Source organism: Pseudomonas izuensis, assembly GCF_009861505.1.
Classification (GTDB): domain Bacteria; phylum Pseudomonadota; class Gammaproteobacteria; order Pseudomonadales; family Pseudomonadaceae; genus Aquipseudomonas; species Aquipseudomonas izuensis.
In genome coordinates this window covers 43,663-59,210 of sequence record NZ_WTFT01000032.1, presented here as the reverse complement: position 1 = coordinate 59,210, position 15,548 = coordinate 43,663, and the positions used below count along the sequence as shown (strand labels likewise).

General features: G+C 61.6%; 14 protein-coding genes and 1 riboswitch. Of the genes, 3 read left to right on the top strand and 11 right to left on the bottom strand.

The window, feature by feature from the left end:
- Positions 1–17 precede the first annotated feature (17 nt).
- The 6 genes from uca to GPL81_RS23585 all read right to left on the bottom strand — a co-directional run bounded on the left by uca (position 18) and on the right by GPL81_RS23585 (position 8,031).
- Complete coding sequence (gene uca / locus GPL81_RS23610; protein ID WP_160108666.1) at positions 18–3,650, bottom strand: urea carboxylase; 3,633 nt, start codon at positions 3,648–3,650, stop codon at positions 18–20.
- A 306-nt stretch (positions 3,651–3,956) separates the two neighbouring features.
- Positions 3,957–4,598 carry an urea amidolyase associated protein UAAP2 gene (locus GPL81_RS23605; protein WP_160108665.1) on the bottom strand — a complete coding sequence of 214 codons (642 nt, stop codon included), beginning with the start codon at positions 4,596–4,598 and terminating at the stop codon, positions 3,957–3,959.
- Between the two features lie 11 nt (positions 4,599–4,609).
- Positions 4,610–5,335: an urea amidolyase associated protein UAAP1 gene (locus tag GPL81_RS23600; protein ID WP_160108664.1), complete on the bottom strand. Its 726-nt coding sequence runs from the start codon at positions 5,333–5,335 to the stop codon at positions 4,610–4,612.
- A 12-nt stretch (positions 5,336–5,347) separates the two neighbouring features.
- Positions 5,348–6,136, bottom strand: coding sequence for an ABC transporter ATP-binding protein (locus GPL81_RS23595; RefSeq protein WP_160108663.1), 789 nt, complete (start codon positions 6,134–6,136; stop codon positions 5,348–5,350).
- Positions 6,133–6,948, bottom strand: a complete 816-nt coding sequence (locus GPL81_RS23590) for an ABC transporter permease (RefSeq protein ID WP_160108662.1) — start codon at positions 6,946–6,948, stop codon at positions 6,133–6,135. Before GPL81_RS23590 ends, GPL81_RS23595 begins: the two co-directional genes overlap by 4 nt.
- A 15-nt stretch (positions 6,949–6,963) precedes the next feature.
- Positions 6,964–8,031, bottom strand: a complete 1,068-nt coding sequence (locus GPL81_RS23585; protein ID WP_160108661.1) for a putative urea ABC transporter substrate-binding protein — start codon at positions 8,029–8,031, stop codon at positions 6,964–6,966.
- A 61-nt stretch (positions 8,032–8,092) separates the two neighbouring features.
- A riboswitch (guanidine-I (ykkC/yxkD leader) is annotated at positions 8,093–8,193 on the bottom strand.
- A gap of 277 nt (positions 8,194–8,470) precedes the next feature.
- Here GPL81_RS23585 and GPL81_RS23580 point away from each other — a divergent pair.
- Both GPL81_RS23580 and GPL81_RS23575 read left to right on the top strand, forming a co-directional pair.
- Entirely contained in the window at positions 8,471–8,716 is a 246-nt protein-coding gene (locus tag GPL81_RS23580) for a hypothetical protein (RefSeq protein ID WP_096515533.1), read from the top strand.
- 167 nt (positions 8,717–8,883) lie between these two features.
- Positions 8,884–9,348 (top strand): hypothetical protein, encoded by a 465-nt coding sequence (locus tag GPL81_RS23575; RefSeq protein ID WP_160108660.1) that lies wholly within the window; start codon positions 8,884–8,886, stop codon positions 9,346–9,348.
- Positions 9,349–9,458: 110 nt separating this feature from the next.
- Here the strand turns inward: GPL81_RS23575 and GPL81_RS23570 are convergent, their stop codons facing one another.
- Positions 9,459–10,571 carry an enoyl-CoA hydratase/isomerase family protein gene (locus tag GPL81_RS23570; RefSeq protein WP_160108659.1) on the bottom strand — a complete coding sequence of 371 codons (1,113 nt, stop codon included), beginning with the start codon at positions 10,569–10,571 and terminating at the stop codon, positions 9,459–9,461.
- Between the two features lie 132 nt (positions 10,572–10,703).
- Here GPL81_RS23570 and ung point away from each other — a divergent pair, with 132 nt between their 5' ends.
- Entirely contained in the window at positions 10,704–11,396 is a 693-nt protein-coding gene (gene ung / locus GPL81_RS23565) for a uracil-DNA glycosylase (protein ID WP_160108658.1), read from the top strand.
- A 100-nt stretch (positions 11,397–11,496) separates the two neighbouring features.
- Here the strand turns inward: ung and GPL81_RS23560 are convergent, their stop codons facing one another.
- From GPL81_RS23560 to GPL81_RS23545, 4 genes are read right to left on the bottom strand one after another with little or no spacing between them, the layout of a single operon-like run.
- Positions 11,497–12,531 carry an AbrB family transcriptional regulator gene (locus tag GPL81_RS23560; RefSeq protein WP_160108657.1) on the bottom strand — a complete coding sequence of 345 codons (1,035 nt, stop codon included), beginning with the start codon at positions 12,529–12,531 and terminating at the stop codon, positions 11,497–11,499.
- Positions 12,524–14,038, bottom strand: a complete 1,515-nt coding sequence (locus tag GPL81_RS23555; RefSeq protein ID WP_008059450.1) for a tripartite tricarboxylate transporter permease — start codon at positions 14,036–14,038, stop codon at positions 12,524–12,526. The genes GPL81_RS23560 and GPL81_RS23555 overlap by 8 nt, the downstream gene beginning before the upstream one ends.
- A gap of 1 nt (position 14,039) precedes the next feature.
- Entirely contained in the window at positions 14,040–14,498 is a 459-nt protein-coding gene (locus GPL81_RS23550) for a tripartite tricarboxylate transporter TctB family protein (protein ID WP_160108656.1), read from the bottom strand.
- A gap of 58 nt (positions 14,499–14,556) precedes the next feature.
- Positions 14,557–15,534 carry a Bug family tripartite tricarboxylate transporter substrate binding protein gene (locus tag GPL81_RS23545; RefSeq protein WP_160108655.1) on the bottom strand — a complete coding sequence of 326 codons (978 nt, stop codon included), beginning with the start codon at positions 15,532–15,534 and terminating at the stop codon, positions 14,557–14,559.
- Positions 15,535–15,548: the final 14 nt, after the last annotated feature.

The following is a 15,548-nucleotide window of genomic DNA, read 5'->3' as shown; positions in this document are numbered from 1 at the left end:
ATCCTTTTCAAATGGGTTCAGTCGAGTTCCAGCACCACAACGCGCTGTCCGGCGCGCACCGCCGAACCCGGTTGCACGCGAATCTCCCGCACGACGCCGGCCGTTGGCGCGAACAGCGGAATTTCCATCTTCATCGACTCCAGAATCACCAGTACATCGCCGGCCTCGACCCGGTGACCGGTTTCCACCTGGACTTGCCAGAGGTTGCCGGCGATATGGCTATCGACGCTCATTTGATCGCTGCCGAGCGGTGCGTCATCGGGCATTTGCGCAGTCGCTTCCTCGCTGTCGAAATGCGCCTGGCCACTGGCGATCCAGCGCTCGCGCTCGGCATTGAATGCGCCTTTTTGCTGATCGCGAAACGCACTGATGCTCGCAGCTTCCCGGGCCAAAAACGCTTGGTAGTCCGCCAGGTTCAACTGACTGTGCTCGATGTTCAGCTCGAAGCGCCCGAGGGGGAAATCCCGGCGAATGCGCAGCAGTTCATCGGCGCTCACCGGGTAAAAGCGGATCTGGTCGAAGAAGCGCAGCAGCCACGGCTTACCATCGAACGCAGCGACTTCACGGTAGCGGTTCCACATCTGCAAGGTGCGCCCGACGAACTGATAACCACCGGGGCCTTCCATGCCGTACACGCACATATAGGCACCACCGATGCCCACCGAGTTCTCCGCGGTCCAGGTGCGCGCCGGGTTGTACTTGGTGGTCACCAGGCGATGCCGGGGATCGAGCGGGGTGGCAACCGGTGCGCCGAGGTAGACGTCCCCCAGGCCCATCACCAGGTAGCTGGCGTCGAACACCGTGCGCTGCACTTCATCGAGGTTCGGCAGGTCGTTGATGCGGCGGATGAACTCCAGGTTGCTCGGGCACCACGGCGCGTCCTTGCGCACGGTGGTCATGTATTTTTCGATGGCCAACTGGCACGCCGGGTCGTCCCAGGACAGTGGCAGGTGGACGATGCGCGACGGCACTTGCAGGTCTTTGGCGGCGCACACGGCATCCCATTCACCGGCGACGATGCCGAGCAGATCGGCCAGCGGCAGTTGTTCGGGGTGGTAGTGCACTTGCAGCGAGCGGATGCCGGGTGTCAGGTCGATCACGCCGTACAGATGTTTGCTTTCCAGGGCCTGCATCAGGGCGTGGGCGCGGAAGCGTAAAACAAGATCCAGTTCTGGGGCGCCGATTTCGAGGAGCAGGTGAGTGTCCCCAGACAGGCGTGCAACCAAGCGCATATTCCCCTGACCAATGTCCAACACTACAGGCGACACAATTCCCTGTGGGAGCTGGCTTGTCAGCGATGAAGTTGATGCGGTGTCTGGTCGGGCCCCATCGCTGGCAAGCCAGCTCCCACAGGTATCCCATTTTGATGTCAATGCGCGGGCAGTCTTCAAATCCACTGGAACGAACTGCACCTTGTCCCCAGCCTTGAGCTGTCCCAACTGCCAAAGATCCGCCTCGATCACTGTCACCGGGCACACAAAGCCGCCAAGGCTCGGACCGTCCGGGCCGAGGATCACCGGCATGTCCCCGGTGAAGTCCACTGCACCAATCGCGTAGGGATTGTCATGAATATTCGACGGATGCAGCCCGGCCTCGCCACCGTCGGCGCGCACCCATTCCGGTTTCGGTCCGATCAGACGCACGCCGGTGCGGCTGGAGTTGAAATGCACTTCCCATTGCGTGGCGAAGAAGATGCCGATGTAGTTTTCCGTGAAGTATTCCGGGGCGCCGTGTGGGCCGTAAATCACGCGGATCTGCCGCACGGCGGGCAGTTCGCTGACCTGCGTTTCAGCCAGTTGCGCACCCGCGCTGCGATCGATCAAGGCCGGCACATGTAATACATCGCCGGCCCGCAAGGCTCGACCGCCGTGGCCGCCGAACTGGCCCAGGGTAAAGGTACTTTTACTGCCCAGATAATCCGGCACTTGCAGGCCACCGCGCAGGCTCAGATAGCTGCGCGCGCCTTTACCAGCGATGGTGCCGAGGTTCAGCGTAGCGCCTGCCGGCACCCAAAGTGAGGTGTTCATCGGCACGGTTTCGCCGTCGAGTTTCAGTGGTATCACCGCCCCGGTCACCGCGACTACCGCCTCGCAATTGAAGCGCAGCAACGGCCCGCTCATGGTGATTTCCAGCGCTGCTGCGCCTTCATCGTTGCCCAGCAAAAGATTGCCCAAGCGCAAGGCGCGGCTGTCCATCGGCCCAGACGGTGGTACGCCCACAGCCCAATAGCCGAGGCGGCCGGGGTAATCCTGAACGGTGGTCTGGGTCCCGGCGCTGATCACCTCGAAGGTATTGGCCTGATACACCAGCCCCTCAAGGCAACGGGTCCACGGCTGGCCGTTGGCGAACGGCGCATCGAGCAGAATCTGCCGCAGGTAATCGCGGTTGGTTTCCACGCCATAGAGCAGGCTGTCGCCCAAGGCCTGATGCAGATCGGCGCTGGCTTCTTCGCGGGTCGGCGCCCAACTGATGACCTTGGCAATCATCGGATCGAAGTACGGCGGGATCTCGCACCCGGCTTCGACCCAGGTGTCGATGCGCAGCTGTTTGCCATCGGCGACCGGGAAGTTGACCGCGGTGAGCAAACCGGGGCTCGGTTGGAAATCCCGGCCCGGATCTTCGGCATACAGCCGCGCCTGGATCGCATGCCCCTCGGCCCGCAAACCCTTGCTCAATTCACTCAGCGGCGGTAGATCACCCGCCGCCAGCGCCACCATCCAGCGCACCAGATCCACACCCCACACTTGTTCGGTGACGCCATGTTCGACCTGCAAGCGGGTGTTCACTTCCAGAAAATAAAAACGCCGGGCGTCGCTGTCGAACACGAACTCCACGGTGCCGGCGCTGCGGTAGTTCACGGCTTTGGCCAGCTTGATCGCCGCCGCGCACAGCTCGTCGGCCATGCCTTCGGGCAAGTTCGGCGCGGGGGTTTCTTCCAGGACTTTCTGGTTGCGTCTTTGCACCGAGCAATCGCGTACGCCGAGGGCGATCACTTCACCCTGACCGTCGCCGAACACCTGCACCTCCAGGTGCCGGGCGCGCTGGATGTACTTCTCGATGAACACTCCAGCATCGCTGAAGTTGTTCTGGCCCAGGCGTTTGACCGCTTCAAAGGACTCGCTCAACTCCGCCGCGCTGCGGCACACCCGCATGCCGATGCCACCGCCGCCAGCGGTGCTTTTAAGCATCACCGGGTAGCCAACCTGTTCGCCGGCCATCAGGGCCGCATCGAGGCTGTCGAGCAGCTCGGTGCCTTCGAGCATCGGCACGTGGTGTTGTTTGGCCAGGGCGCGGGCGGTGTGCTTGAGGCCGAATACGCGCAGTTGCTCGGGTGTCGGGCCGATGAAGGCGATGTTGGCGGCTTCACAGGCTTCAGCGAATGCGGCGTTTTCCGAGAGGAAACCGTAGCCGGGATGGATCGCCGTGGCGCCAGCGGATTGGGCGATGGCGAGGATTTTTTCCACCGCCAGATACGTGCCGGCCGCGGCACCTTCCCCAAGGCTGTGGGCTTCGTCGGCTTGCAGCAGGTGCAGACTGGCGGCGTCAGCCTCGGAGTAAACGGCGACGCCCTGGACGTTCAGTTCGCGCAAAGTGCGCAGGATGCGGCAGGCGATGGCGCCACGGTTGGCAATCAGGACTTTTTCGAACATGGCATAACCCCTGGAGGGGATGCGGGCCGTCCCGCAGTTTTTCGATGAGCGCCGGGGTCGTCCCCGGCGGGAAAAACAATTCTCTTAAAACCACCACCGAACCCCTGTAGGAGCGAGCCGGCTCCGGGCGGCGTTCCGACGATGGTCGTGAACGATTACGCGTAAAGCCAGATGCCCAGCGGTGGCTTCGGGTTTTTCGCGAGCAGGCTCGCTCCTACAGTGGGTGGTGGTGTTCTTGAGGTTTGAGGCACTGCCCTGAGCGGGCCTGGCACAGGGTGAACAACCAGCGGCGCAACCAAGAGGTTTTCAGTTCCATACCAGCAACTCCGCAGGTGTCGGGTTGTAGGCGTTGCATGGGTTGTTCAGCTGCGGGCAGTTGGAGATCAGCACGATCACGTCCATCTCGGCACGCAGGTCAACGTACTTGCCCGGCGCGGAAATCCCGTCTTCAAAGGTCAGGCCGCCGTCGGCGGTGACCGGCACGTTCATGAAGAAATTGATGTTCGGCCCGATGTCGCCTTTGCCCAGCCGCCCGTCATGTGCGCAGGCAAGCAGGTAGTTGTCGCGGCAGCTGTGCATGTAGCGTTTTTCCAGGGCGTAGCGCACGGTGTTGCTCTCTTGCGCGCAGGCGCCGCCGAGGGTGTCGTGACGGCCGCAGGTGTCGGCGACGATGGTCAGCATAGGTTTGCCGAGGTTGGAATACAGCACGCTGCCGGTGCTCAGGTAGACGCTGTTCTGCCGGCGCAAGGTGCGTTGCACGTCGTAGCGCTCCTTCGGGTTGGCGAGGCTGTAGAACAGCGTATCGACCGCCTGATTGCCTTCCAGGTCGAGGATGCGCAAGGTCTGGCCGGCCTTGACCTCCATCAGCCAGGGTTCGCCGGCGGGGATGGTGGCGCGGTAGATCGCGGCTTCGGGTTGCTTGGCAGCGGTAGCGAGTGCGAGTGACATGGCAGCGATCCTCAGGCGAACAGACGGTCGGTGTTGATGAAGCCGCGCTCGTTCTCCGGACGCGATGTACGGCAGTGTTCGGCGACGCTGGCGTCGGCGTTCATCCAGCTGAGCTTCAAGGGTTTGGGCGCGTATTCCGGTGCCGGGTCCATCGGATGTTGCAGTGCGGTGAGCACCACCAGCGTGTCCATCGGCGCGTACAACTCGATGTAATCGCCGGCCTTCGAGTGGCCCTCGACGAAATGAAAATGCCCGGCGTCATCGACGTTCACGCGGCTGAACAGGTTGAGTGTCATCAGCAAATCCGACAGGCCCAAACCCCACTTGCCCAGTTCCACCAGCAGGTTGTCGGTACCGTTGCGGAAGAAGCCGTTGCGCAGTTCCTGATAGCGGCCGGCGCCGTACTTTTGCGCGACCTCTTCAGCGCAGAGCACACCGCCGAGGCTGTCGCTCCAGCCGCAGGTGTCAGCGGTGATTGCTGCCAGCACCCGTCCCATGTCCGAGTACAGGCAATGACCGGCGGTGAGCTTGGCGGTGTGTTGGCATTTGAGGCTGTCGGGCAGGCTCAGGCGTTCGGTTTTTTCATTGGCGTTGAGCAGCGTCAGGCTGACGTTGGCGCCGCCACGAATGTCCGTCAGCCGCAGCAATTGGCCGCGCTTCAACACGAACGAACGATGGCCACCACCGGGGAGCATTTCTTCGGCGAAGGGCGGGAACAGTTGGGTCGAATCAGTCATTTTCAGATTCCTCTAAGCGATACGAAGCGTGCCTGCCGTTGGTGCCGGCAAGGCGTCGACGGCGGCGCGCTCAATGCGGCGGTCGCTGTTCAAAGGGATGTCGTAGGTGATGCGCGCGCCATAGGCGCCGGGGGCGTGTGGGTCGAGGCGCACCTTGTCGAACACCAGCAAGCGGGTGCCCAGGCTGAAGCCTTCGGACAAGTCGTGGGTGACCATGAACACCGTCAGTTGCGTCTCGCGCCACAGCTCCAGGAGCAGGGCGTGCATGTCCTTGCGGATGCCCGGATCGAGGGCGCCGAAGGGTTCGTCGAGCAGCAGCACCCGCGGCTTCATGATCAGCGCCTGGGCGATGGCCAGCCGTTGCTGCATGCCGCCGGAAAGCTGCGCCGGGTACTTGTCCAGCGAATGGCCGAGGCCGACCTTGTGCAGCAGCACCGAGGCCTGTTCGCGGGCATCCTTTTTCGCGCTGCCGAACAACCGGCCCAGTAGCGGTGAACGCGGCAGTTCAAGACCGAGGGCGACGTTGTCCTGCACACTCAGGTGCGGGAACACCGAATAGCGTTGGAACACCACGCCACGGCTCGCATCCGGTTCGCCGGCCAGGGGTTGACCGTCGAGCAGAATCTCGCCGCGACTGGCTTTTTCCTGACCGAGCAGCAAGCGCAGGAAGGTCGATTTGCCACAACCGGAGGCGCCGACCAGCGTGCAGAATTCGCCCTCGTTGACGCTCAGGTTCAGGCCTTCCAGCACGACCTGATCGGCGTATTGCTGCCAGACGTTTTTCACGGTGATGAAACTCATGCCCGTGCTCCTTCATACCAGGGAAAGGCACGCTGAGTGAGACGCTTGAGGCCCCAATCCATCAGCCAGGCGAGCAGGGTGATCCACACCACGTAGGGCAAAATCACATCCATCGCCAGGTAACGGCGCACCAGGAAAATCCGGTAGCCAAGGCCGTCGGTGGAGGCGATGGCTTCGGCGGCGATCAAGAACAGCCACGCCGAACCGAGCATCAGCCGCAGCGAGATCAGCAGGCGCGGCAGCAATTGCGGCAACACCACACGCAGCATCAACGTCCAGGTCGAAGCGCCGAGGGTCTGGGCCTTGATCAGCAACTCCACAGGAATCTCCCGGGCGCGCTGCTCCAGATCGCGGGCAAGGGCCGGGGTGATGCCGATCACGATCAGCATCACTTTCGACAACTCGCCGAGGCCGAAAACGATGAACAGGATCGGCAAAATCGCCAGCGGCGGTACCATCGACAGCACCGTCAGTAACGGCGATAACGGCGCACCGAACAGCGGCAAGGTGCCCGCCGCCATGCCCAGGCACAGCCCGGCCAATGCACCGATGCCCAGGCCAATGGCCAGCCGGCGCAGGCTGGAAGCGGTGTCCTGCCACAGCACGTATTCACCGGTGCGACTGTCGGCGACGAAAGCCAGGCGTTTCACCGCGTCGGTCATCTGCACGGCGCTGGGCAACAGCTTGTCGTTGGGGTTGTCCGTCAGCCGCTCGGCCGAACCCATGAAGTAGGCCAGCAGCACCAGGGCGAACGGCAGGATCACCAGCAACAGGCGACTCGGACGATCCGGGTGGCGATTGATCAGGCGCATGGCCAAGTCCTCTTCTTACAACTTGGCGTCGGCGGCCATCTGCACGTAGCTGGGGTCGAAGCGCAGCTTGAGATTGCCCTTGTCGCCGCTGGTCACGCCGTTGGCGAAGGCCATGCCCACCGCGCTAGTGTCCTTGGCGCCTTCCCCGAGCAAGCCGTGCTGGAAGGAGAACTCAGCGACCCGGCGCATGGTGTCCGGCAGTTGCTTGCTGGTGCTGAAAGCCAGGGCTTCTTTTGGCGTGGCGAACAGCTTGGTGGTGTCCAGTTGCGCCTGGAAACCGGCCAGGTCGGTACCCGACGCCTTGGCCATGTGTTCCAGCGCGGCTTTGCTGACTGCGTTTTTCGCATTCATCAACTCCACCACCTCGAACCAGGCACCGGTCAGCGCCTTGCCGAGGGCCGGGTTGTCTTTGAGGGTCTGGGAGTTGACCACCATCATGTCCATGATTTCGCCGGGGATTTGGCTGGAGTTGAAGACTTCGGTGACCGCAGGCTTGGCCTTGATGTCCGAAAGCATCGGGTTCCAGGTGGTCACGGCGTTGACCTGATCGGTGTTGAAGGCGGCCGAGATGTCGGCGTCGGAGGTGTTGACCACTTTCAGGTCTTTCTCGGTGAGGTCCACCGAATCCAGGGCCCGGGCCAGCAGGTAGTGGGAGACGGACAGCTCCACCAGATTGACGTCCATGCCCTTGAGGTCGGCGACTTTCTTGCCTTCGCCCTTGAGCACAATGCCGTCGTTGCCGTTGGAGAAATCGCTGACGATCAGCGCGGTGCTGTCGACGCCACCGGCCGCCGGAATGGTCAGCGCATCCATGTTGGTCATGGTGCAGCCGTCGAACTGGCCGGCGGTGTACTGGTTGATGGATTCAACGTAATCATTGAGTTGCACCACATCGATCTTGATGCCGTACTTCTTCGCCCATTTGTCGACGATGCCCTGGCTGCCGGCATATTCCCAGGGCATCCAGCCGGCATAAATGGTCCAGCAGACGCTGAAGTGGTCTTTTTGCGCGGCGTGGGAAGAGAGGCTCACAAGGGCTGCCAATGCAGCGGCGAACAGGGTGGGTAAACGAAGCTGGGACATGGTGGTTCTCCAGTTGATCAAGGGCGGGCAGAAGGCAATGCGGCACCGCGAACGGTGGCTTGTCTCCCGGGCTTTTGTCCCGCCGTGTAACCTCAACTGGAGGTCGCCGACTCTCGGACCAGTCACTCGCGATTGCGAGCCGGAACCCTAGTCAGCCATTGCAAATTGTGGTGCCGCGAACCTGTGATGACTCCTGCACGGTTTTGTTATAGCGAGAGCCGTGCCAAGTCGGCCGGAAGGCTCTGGCTCGGGGTGATTGCGCGATGGATGCCTTGGCAGGCGAGTCTGTGCTGCCTTGTGATGGTGCGCGGGCGCACCGCAATGGGACGTGTCGGCCACTGATCTGAAGGCGCGCCTCGCGGTGCACTTGGTGAGGGATTGCGAGTCAAAACAGGTGTCAGCCGGCTTGTTCCGGCTGCGGGTCTTTCAGGAGGCCGCCATGTTTCGACGACTGTTGCTCGGTGCTGTGCTGGGTCTTGGGTTGGCCGGTTGTTACTACTACTCCGGAGGCTACGACGTTGCCTATCCCGCCCCTTATTACTACCCCGGTTATTACCCCTACTCCTACTATTACGGACCGCGTTACTACCACGGCCCACGCTTCTACGGTGGCTATCGCTATTACTACTGGGGCGGACATGCGCCAGGTTATTACGGCGGTAGATATCGTGGGGGAGGCCACTAATCAGCTCGTGAATGGATGAAAAACCTTTCATCGGCGAGATGTTTCAACTTGTTACGAGGACGCACCAGATTCCGAAATTGATGTCAGATGTTACGACAGTTGGCGAATCATTGACTGTCGCCCGCCAGCGTCGCTGGTGTGGCTCACTCGCGGTCCAGGAGGCCGCCATGCTCTGTCGAAAGAAACTCCGCCGAATTCTACTGACTGCCGTGTTGGGATTGTCCCTGGGTGGTTGCGTGCCTTATTACGATGAAGGAAGCAGTTACTACAGTTCCGATGTCTACACCTCGCCAGCGCCGACCTATTACTCCGGCGGCGGGGCTTACTATTCAAACGATGGCTATTACACACCCCCTCGCAGGTATTACGCACCGCCTGCCAGGTATTACCAGCCAACACCCAGGTACTACTACCAGCCACGGGTTTATCAACCGACCCCGCGCTATTACCAGCCGACCCCGCGTTACTATCAATCACGGCCAGATTATCGGGCGTATCAGAACCATGGTTGGGACGGCCGCAACCGTGGCAACTGGGACAACGATCATCGTGGCGGACACAACGACAATCACGATCGTCGAGGCGACCGCAACGGGCACGGTGACCGCGATGGCCGGGGCAATCACCGCTAGTCCTGTCTAAATGCCTTTCCTGTAGGAGCGAGCCTGCTCGCGATGGAGTGTCAGTTGACATCAGCGTTGCTGACACACCATCGCGAGCAGGCTCGCTCCTACAGTTGTTTTTAGTACTCTGATAGATCTGCCAGTGGATGCCTGCCTTCCCAAACCTTTTTGAAATGCGCTTCCACCACTGCATCCGGCACATTATTGACATCCGGCCAGTGCCAGTGCGGTTTCTGATCCTTGTCGATCAGCCGCGCACGCACCCCTTCGCTGAATTCCGGATGACGACAACAATTGAGACTCAGGGTGTATTCCATCTGAAAAACTTGCGCCAGCGACATGTGCCGGGCGCGGATGATCTGTTCCCACACCAGATGAGCGGTCAGCGGCGAGCCTTCGCTCATTGTCCGCGCGGCGCGGCTGAGCAGCAGGTCGTTGTGATCGCGCAGCGTGCTGATTGCTTTCCAGGCGCAACGAACGTCACTGACGTCCAGCAGTTCATCGATGTGCCGGCGTCGCGGCAGCCACTGGGCTTCGGGCATGTGGTCGACGGCTTCCTGTTGAAGAGCCTTGAGCAGGCTGTTGAGCTGCATCGGCGTCTGTTCCTGCCAATTGAGTTGCAACAAGCCCTCGATCAGCGCTTCCTGCTGCTCATCGAGCAGAAAGCGGTCGGCCAGGTCCAGATCGATCGCATCGCGACCATTCATATGGGCGCCTGTCAGGCCGAGGAACAAACCCAGCTTGCCCGGCAGGCGCGACAAGAACCAACTGGCGCCGACATCCGGATACAGGCCGATGCTGATCTCAGGCATGGCCAGCCGACTGCTGGGCGTGACAATGCGAGTGCTCGCCCCCTGCAGCAGGCCCATGCCGCCGCCGAGCACGTAACCATGCCCCCAGCAGATCAATGGTTTGGGGTAGGTGTGCAGGCTGAAATCCAGGCGATATTCCGAGTTGAAGAAGTGCGCAGCCTGAGGCGGCACTTCGCCCGGATGGGCGCGACAGGCTTCTACCAGACTGCGCACTTCGCCGCCGGCGCAAAAGGCCTTGGCGCCATTGCCGCGCAATAATACGCAGACGATTTGCGGCTCCTTGGCCCATGCGCCAAGTTGGTCGCGCAGGGCATTGATCATCGACAAGGACAGGGCGTTTAGCGACTTTTCAGCGTCGAGGGTGGCAATGCCGATGCGGGCGCCGTCGGTGCCGGTGAGTTCTTCGAAGTGCAGATTCATCGTGACCTCGATCGGGAATTTGAGGGTTAAGTATGATCGCTGTGTGGGAAAGTGCCGGATCTGCGTCAGATCAATTGACAAGCGTGATCGGCCTTCTTAGGGTTCGCCCCATTGTTTTTGCCGGATATGACCATGACTGCTGACGACCGTATCAAACTCGAACCGAGCTGGAAGGAGGCACTGCGTGCCGAATTCGACCAGCCCTACATGACAGAGTTGCGAAACTTCCTGCAACAGGAACGGGCGGCCGGCAAGGAAATCTATCCACCGGGCCCGATGATCTTCAACGCGCTCAATTCCACGCCATTGAACAAGGTCAAGGTCGTCATCCTCGGTCAGGATCCGTATCACGGCCCAGGGCAAGCCCATGGCTTGTGCTTCTCGGTGCAACCGGGCGTGCCGGCACCGCCGTCGCTGGTGAACATCTATAAAGAGCTCAAACGCGACCTGAATATCGACATTCCCAACCACGGTTACCTGCAAAGCTGGGCCGAGCAGGGCGTGCTGATGCTCAATACCACCATGACCGTCGAGCGCGCCAACGCCAATGCGCACAAGGACAAGGGTTGGCAGTTTTTTACCGACCGGATCATTGAAGTGGTCAGCCAGCAGCAACCGCACCTGGTGTTCATGCTGTGGGGCGCCCATGCCCAGAGCAAGCAGAAACTCATCGACGCCACCAAACATTTGGTGCTGACTTCGGTGCACCCGTCACCCTTGTCGGCTTATCGCGGCTTCCTGGGTTGCGGGCATTTCAGCCGGACCAACAAGTTTCTGGAGCAGAATGGCGAAACGCCGATCGAGTGGCGGTTGCCGCCGGTTTGATGTGCTGACTGGACCGGCCCCATCGCGAGCAGGCTCACTCCTACAGGAAAATGCATTCCCCTGTAGGAGTGAGCCTGCTCGCGATGAAGTCGACCCTGTCTTATTCTGGATTGCGGTTCCAATACCTGAACAACGGCTCCGCCAGAAACAACACAAACAACAGCCGCATCACCTGCATCGCCGTCACCAGCGGCACCGACAGTTGCAGCGTCTCCGCCGTCAGGCTCATTTCCGCAATGCCGCCGGGCATCATGCCCAGGGTCAGCGAGCGCAGATCCAGCCGGGTCAGCGCACTCAAACCCAATGCCGCTGCCGTCGCAATCAACATGGTCAATACCGTGCCGATCAACGTCCGGCCCATAAATGACGGGGCGCGTCGGAAAAACTGCCGGTTGAAGTGACAGCCCAGGCCGCTGCCGATCAACCATTGACCGATCTGGCTGCCGCCGTTGGGCAAACTGATGTGCAGGTCCCAGCCGATGCTGACCGCGGCACTCACCAGCAACGGCCCGAACAGCCAGGGGTTGGGTTGACGCAGGCGTTGCCAGATCCAGGCCACCAGCGCGCCGGTGGGAAACAGGATCGCCAGCCAGCGCCAATCGATGCTGCCGGCATGGGAGATCGGCGTACCGTCGCCCAGCAGATATTTGAACGCCGCCGGCACACACAGCACCACCACCAGCACCCGCAGGCTCTGGCCCGCGGCCACCCGGCTAAGCACCGCGCCGTTGCGAGCACCGAGGTTGACCATCTCACCGGAACCGCCCGGCATGCTGGAAAAGAACGCCGTAGCGCGATCTTCCCCGGTGCGGCGCATCAGCCATACGCCGACCACCGCCGACAGGCTGGTGACCAACGCACCGAAGAAGATCAGGCCGAAATGACTCAGCACCTGCTCCATCACCAGCGGGGTGAAGTGCAGGCCAATGCCGATACCGACGATCCACTGGCCGCACTTGCGGCCACCAGGGATTTCCGCCAATTGCCAGGGTGTCAGGCAGCGCACCAGGATGATCGCCAGCAACGAGCCGACCATCCATGGCAGCGGCCAGCCGACCTGGCTGGCGAGGTAACCGCCCAGCAGGCCGACCAGTGGTGTACCCCACCACGCTTTGAACGGTGTTCGGTCAGACATCGGCGATAACGCGCCGTGCAACCGAACGTTTACGCCATATGCGCACGATCGGCACCAGCAACATGACCACGATCAAGCCCCAGACACCGACGGTGATGCCGCTCGACCAGAGAATGTCGAGCGAACCGTTGGAAATCGACAATGCCCGACGCAGATTCTGTTCCATCAAACCGCCGAGGATGAAGCCCAGCAGTACCGGCGACAACGGGAAGTCGAGCTTGCGCAGGATGTAGCCGAAGATGCCGATACCGATCATCAGGAACAGGTCGAAGGTGGTGGCATGCACCGCGTACACGCCGATGGCGGTGATGATCGCGATCATCGGCACCAGCGCCCAGTTCGGCACCGCGAGGATCTTGGTGAAGATGCGGATCATCGGGATGTTGAGGATCACCAGCATGATGTTGGCGATGAACAACGACGCGATCAGGCCCCAGACAATGTCCGGTTGCTGTTGAAACAGCAGCGGGCCCGGGGTGATGTTGTACAGCGACAGCGCGCCGATCATCACCGCCGTGGTACCCGAACCCGGAACGCCGAGGGTCAGCATCGGCACCAGCGCACCGCAGGCTTCGGCACCGATGGCGGTTTCCGGGGCCGCCAGGCCTCGTTTGTCGCCCTGGCCGAATTTGCCGTTCGGACCGGCGATGCGTTTTTCGGTCATGTAGGCCACGGCGCTGGCCAGCGTCGCGCCGGCACCCGGCAGCACGCCCATGATGAAGCCAAGCACACCGCAACGCATGTTCACCCAGAACACCGAAGCGGCTTCCTTGAAGTTGAACAGCATCCGCCCGGTCGCCTGGAAGGCTTCCTGGCCACGGTGGGTTTTTTCCAGCAGCAACAGGATTTCGCTGATGGAGAACAGGCCCAGCACCAGCACCACGAATTGAATGCCGTCGGTGAGGTGGATGTTGTCGCCGGTGAAGCGGTACACGCCGCTGTTGGCATCGATGCCGACGGTCGACAGGAACAGCCCGATCAGCGCGGCAATAAAGGTTTTCAGGGGACGGTCGCCCGCCATGCCGCCGAGACAGACAATCGCAAACACCATCAGCACGAAGTATTCCGCCGGGCCGAAGGCAATTGCCCATTTCGCCAACATCGGTGCGAACACCACCATCCCGCAGGTCGCAATGAAGGCGCCGATGAACGAACTCCACGCCGACAGTGACAACGCTACGCCGGCCAGGCCCTGACGGGCCATCGGGTAGCCGTCGAGGGTGGTCATCACGGTGGATGCTTCGCCGGGAATGTTCAGCAGGATCGAGCTGATCCGGCCGCCATATTCGCAGCCCAGATACACCGCAGCCAGCAGGATCAGCGCCGACTCCGGCGGCAGGCCCAGCGCGAAGGCGATCGGGATCAGCAACGCCACGCCATTGATCGGGCCCAGTCCCGGCAGCAGGCCGACGACGGTACCGATCAGCGTGCCGCTGAGTGCAGTCACCAGGTTGTAAGGGGTCAGTGCGACGCCGAAGCCGTGACTCAAATAACCAAGCGTATCCATATCAGTTCTCCAGAACGTCGAGCAGGCCCAGAGGCAGTGGCACGTCCATGACTTTGTCGAACAGCAGGTACAGGCCGACGCTCATCAGGCTGATGATCACCGCGCCCGGCAGCCAACGCCCGCCGTACAGGCGTGCCATGGGAATGCCAATCAGCATGCTGCTGAGGATGAACCCCAGCGGTTCGAACAGCCCGGCGAAGACCAGCAGCAACAGCACGCACACACCGATCTTGTTCAGGGTTTCGCGATCCATTGGCGGATCTTCATCGGTGTGTTTGATGGGCGAGGGGCGGTACACCATGTACACCAACGCCAGGCCCATCAGCCCGAGCATCAACAGGGGGAAGGCTCGCGGGCCAATCGGTTCGTAGGAAAAAGGTGCCTGGTAGGGCCAGGCCATCGCCACCAGGCTGAGGCAGGCCAGCAACAGCACCGAAGCAAAAATGCGTTGTAAGAGCATGAGGAACTCCTGTGCTGCGACCCCGCCGAGCGGAGTCGCAGCCGCTAGACAGAGACGATCACTGGATCAGGCCGAACTCTTTGGCCAGCACCTTGTAGTCTGCGACCTGCTTCTTCACGTAGGTGTCCAGCTCCGGGCCGGTCATGGCGAACGGGAACAGTTCACGCTGGTCGCGCAGCTTGGCGAAGTCTTCGGAGGCCAGCAGTTTGTCGAAGGCAGCTTTCCACCAGGCGTAGTCTTCGTCGCTGACTTTTGGCCCGAGGTAGAAGCCGCGCACCACCGGCCAGACGATGTCGTAGCCTTGCTCGCGGGCCGTCGGGATGTTTTTCATTTCCGGCTCGTCCAGACGCTTGTCCGAGAACACCGCCAGCAGACGCATGTCGCCGCTGAGGATGTGCGGCATGGAGTCGGAGATGTCAGTACTACCGACCTGAATGTGGCCGCCGAGCAGGGCGGTGGCGATTTCACCGCCGCCTTCAAGGGCAACGTAGCGCAGGTCGCGAGGGTTGATTCCGGCGGCCTTGGCGATCAGCGCGGTTTGCATCCAGTCCTGGCTGCCGACGGTGCCGCCGGAACCGATCACCACTTTGCTCGGATCTTTCTTCAGTGCCTGTACCAGGTCGTCCAAGGTCTTGTAGGGCGAATCGCTCTTAACCGCGATGGCGCCGTAGCTGGTGCCGACAGCCGCGAGCCAGCGCACGTTGGTTTCATCGAAACGACCGAACTTGCCTTGCGCCAGGTTCAACAGCGAGCCGCTGGACCAGGCCACCAGGGTGCCGGCATCCGCCGGACGCTGGGCGACCACCGCGTTGTACGCCACTGCGCCGACACCGCCGGGCATGTAGGTCACGCGCATCGGCTTGGTCAGCAGTTTTTCGTTGATCAGCGCGCTTTGCGCCAGTTTGCAGGTCAGGTCGAAACCACCGCCGGGGGAGGCCGGGGCAATGCATTCCGGGCGCTTGGGTTCGGCGAGCGCTTGGCCGGTGAACAGCAGGACGCTGACGGCGAGGGCAATTTTACGCATTGACAGGTTCATTCAAGTCTCCTTGG

Coding starts and splice junctions, on each gene's coding strand:
- GPL81_RS23570 (WP_160108659.1), bottom strand. CDS start 10,571: ATGAATCTGCACTTCGAAGAACTCACCGGCACCGACGGCGCCCGCATC.
- GPL81_RS23575 (WP_160108660.1), top strand. CDS start 8,884: ATGCTCTGTCGAAAGAAACTCCGCCGAATTCTACTGACTGCCGTGTTG.
- GPL81_RS23560 (WP_160108657.1), bottom strand. CDS start 12,531: ATGTCTGACCGAACACCGTTCAAAGCGTGGTGGGGTACACCACTGGTC.
- GPL81_RS23605 (WP_160108665.1), bottom strand. CDS start 4,598: ATGTCACTCGCACTCGCTACCGCTGCCAAGCAACCCGAAGCCGCGATC.
- GPL81_RS23580 (WP_096515533.1), top strand. CDS start 8,471: ATGTTTCGACGACTGTTGCTCGGTGCTGTGCTGGGTCTTGGGTTGGCC.
- ung (WP_160108658.1), top strand. CDS start 10,704: ATGACTGCTGACGACCGTATCAAACTCGAACCGAGCTGGAAGGAGGCA.
- GPL81_RS23545 (WP_160108655.1), bottom strand. CDS start 15,534: ATGAACCTGTCAATGCGTAAAATTGCCCTCGCCGTCAGCGTCCTGCTG.
- GPL81_RS23555 (WP_008059450.1), bottom strand. CDS start 14,038: ATGGATACGCTTGGTTATTTGAGTCACGGCTTCGGCGTCGCACTGACC.
- GPL81_RS23550 (WP_160108656.1), bottom strand. CDS start 14,498: ATGCTCTTACAACGCATTTTTGCTTCGGTGCTGTTGCTGGCCTGCCTC.
- GPL81_RS23590 (WP_160108662.1), bottom strand. CDS start 6,948: ATGCGCCTGATCAATCGCCACCCGGATCGTCCGAGTCGCCTGTTGCTG.
- GPL81_RS23600 (WP_160108664.1), bottom strand. CDS start 5,335: ATGACTGATTCGACCCAACTGTTCCCGCCCTTCGCCGAAGAAATGCTC.
- GPL81_RS23585 (WP_160108661.1), bottom strand. CDS start 8,031: ATGTCCCAGCTTCGTTTACCCACCCTGTTCGCCGCTGCATTGGCAGCC.
- GPL81_RS23595 (WP_160108663.1), bottom strand. CDS start 6,136: ATGAGTTTCATCACCGTGAAAAACGTCTGGCAGCAATACGCCGATCAG.
- uca (WP_160108666.1), bottom strand. CDS start 3,650: ATGTTCGAAAAAGTCCTGATTGCCAACCGTGGCGCCATCGCCTGCCGC.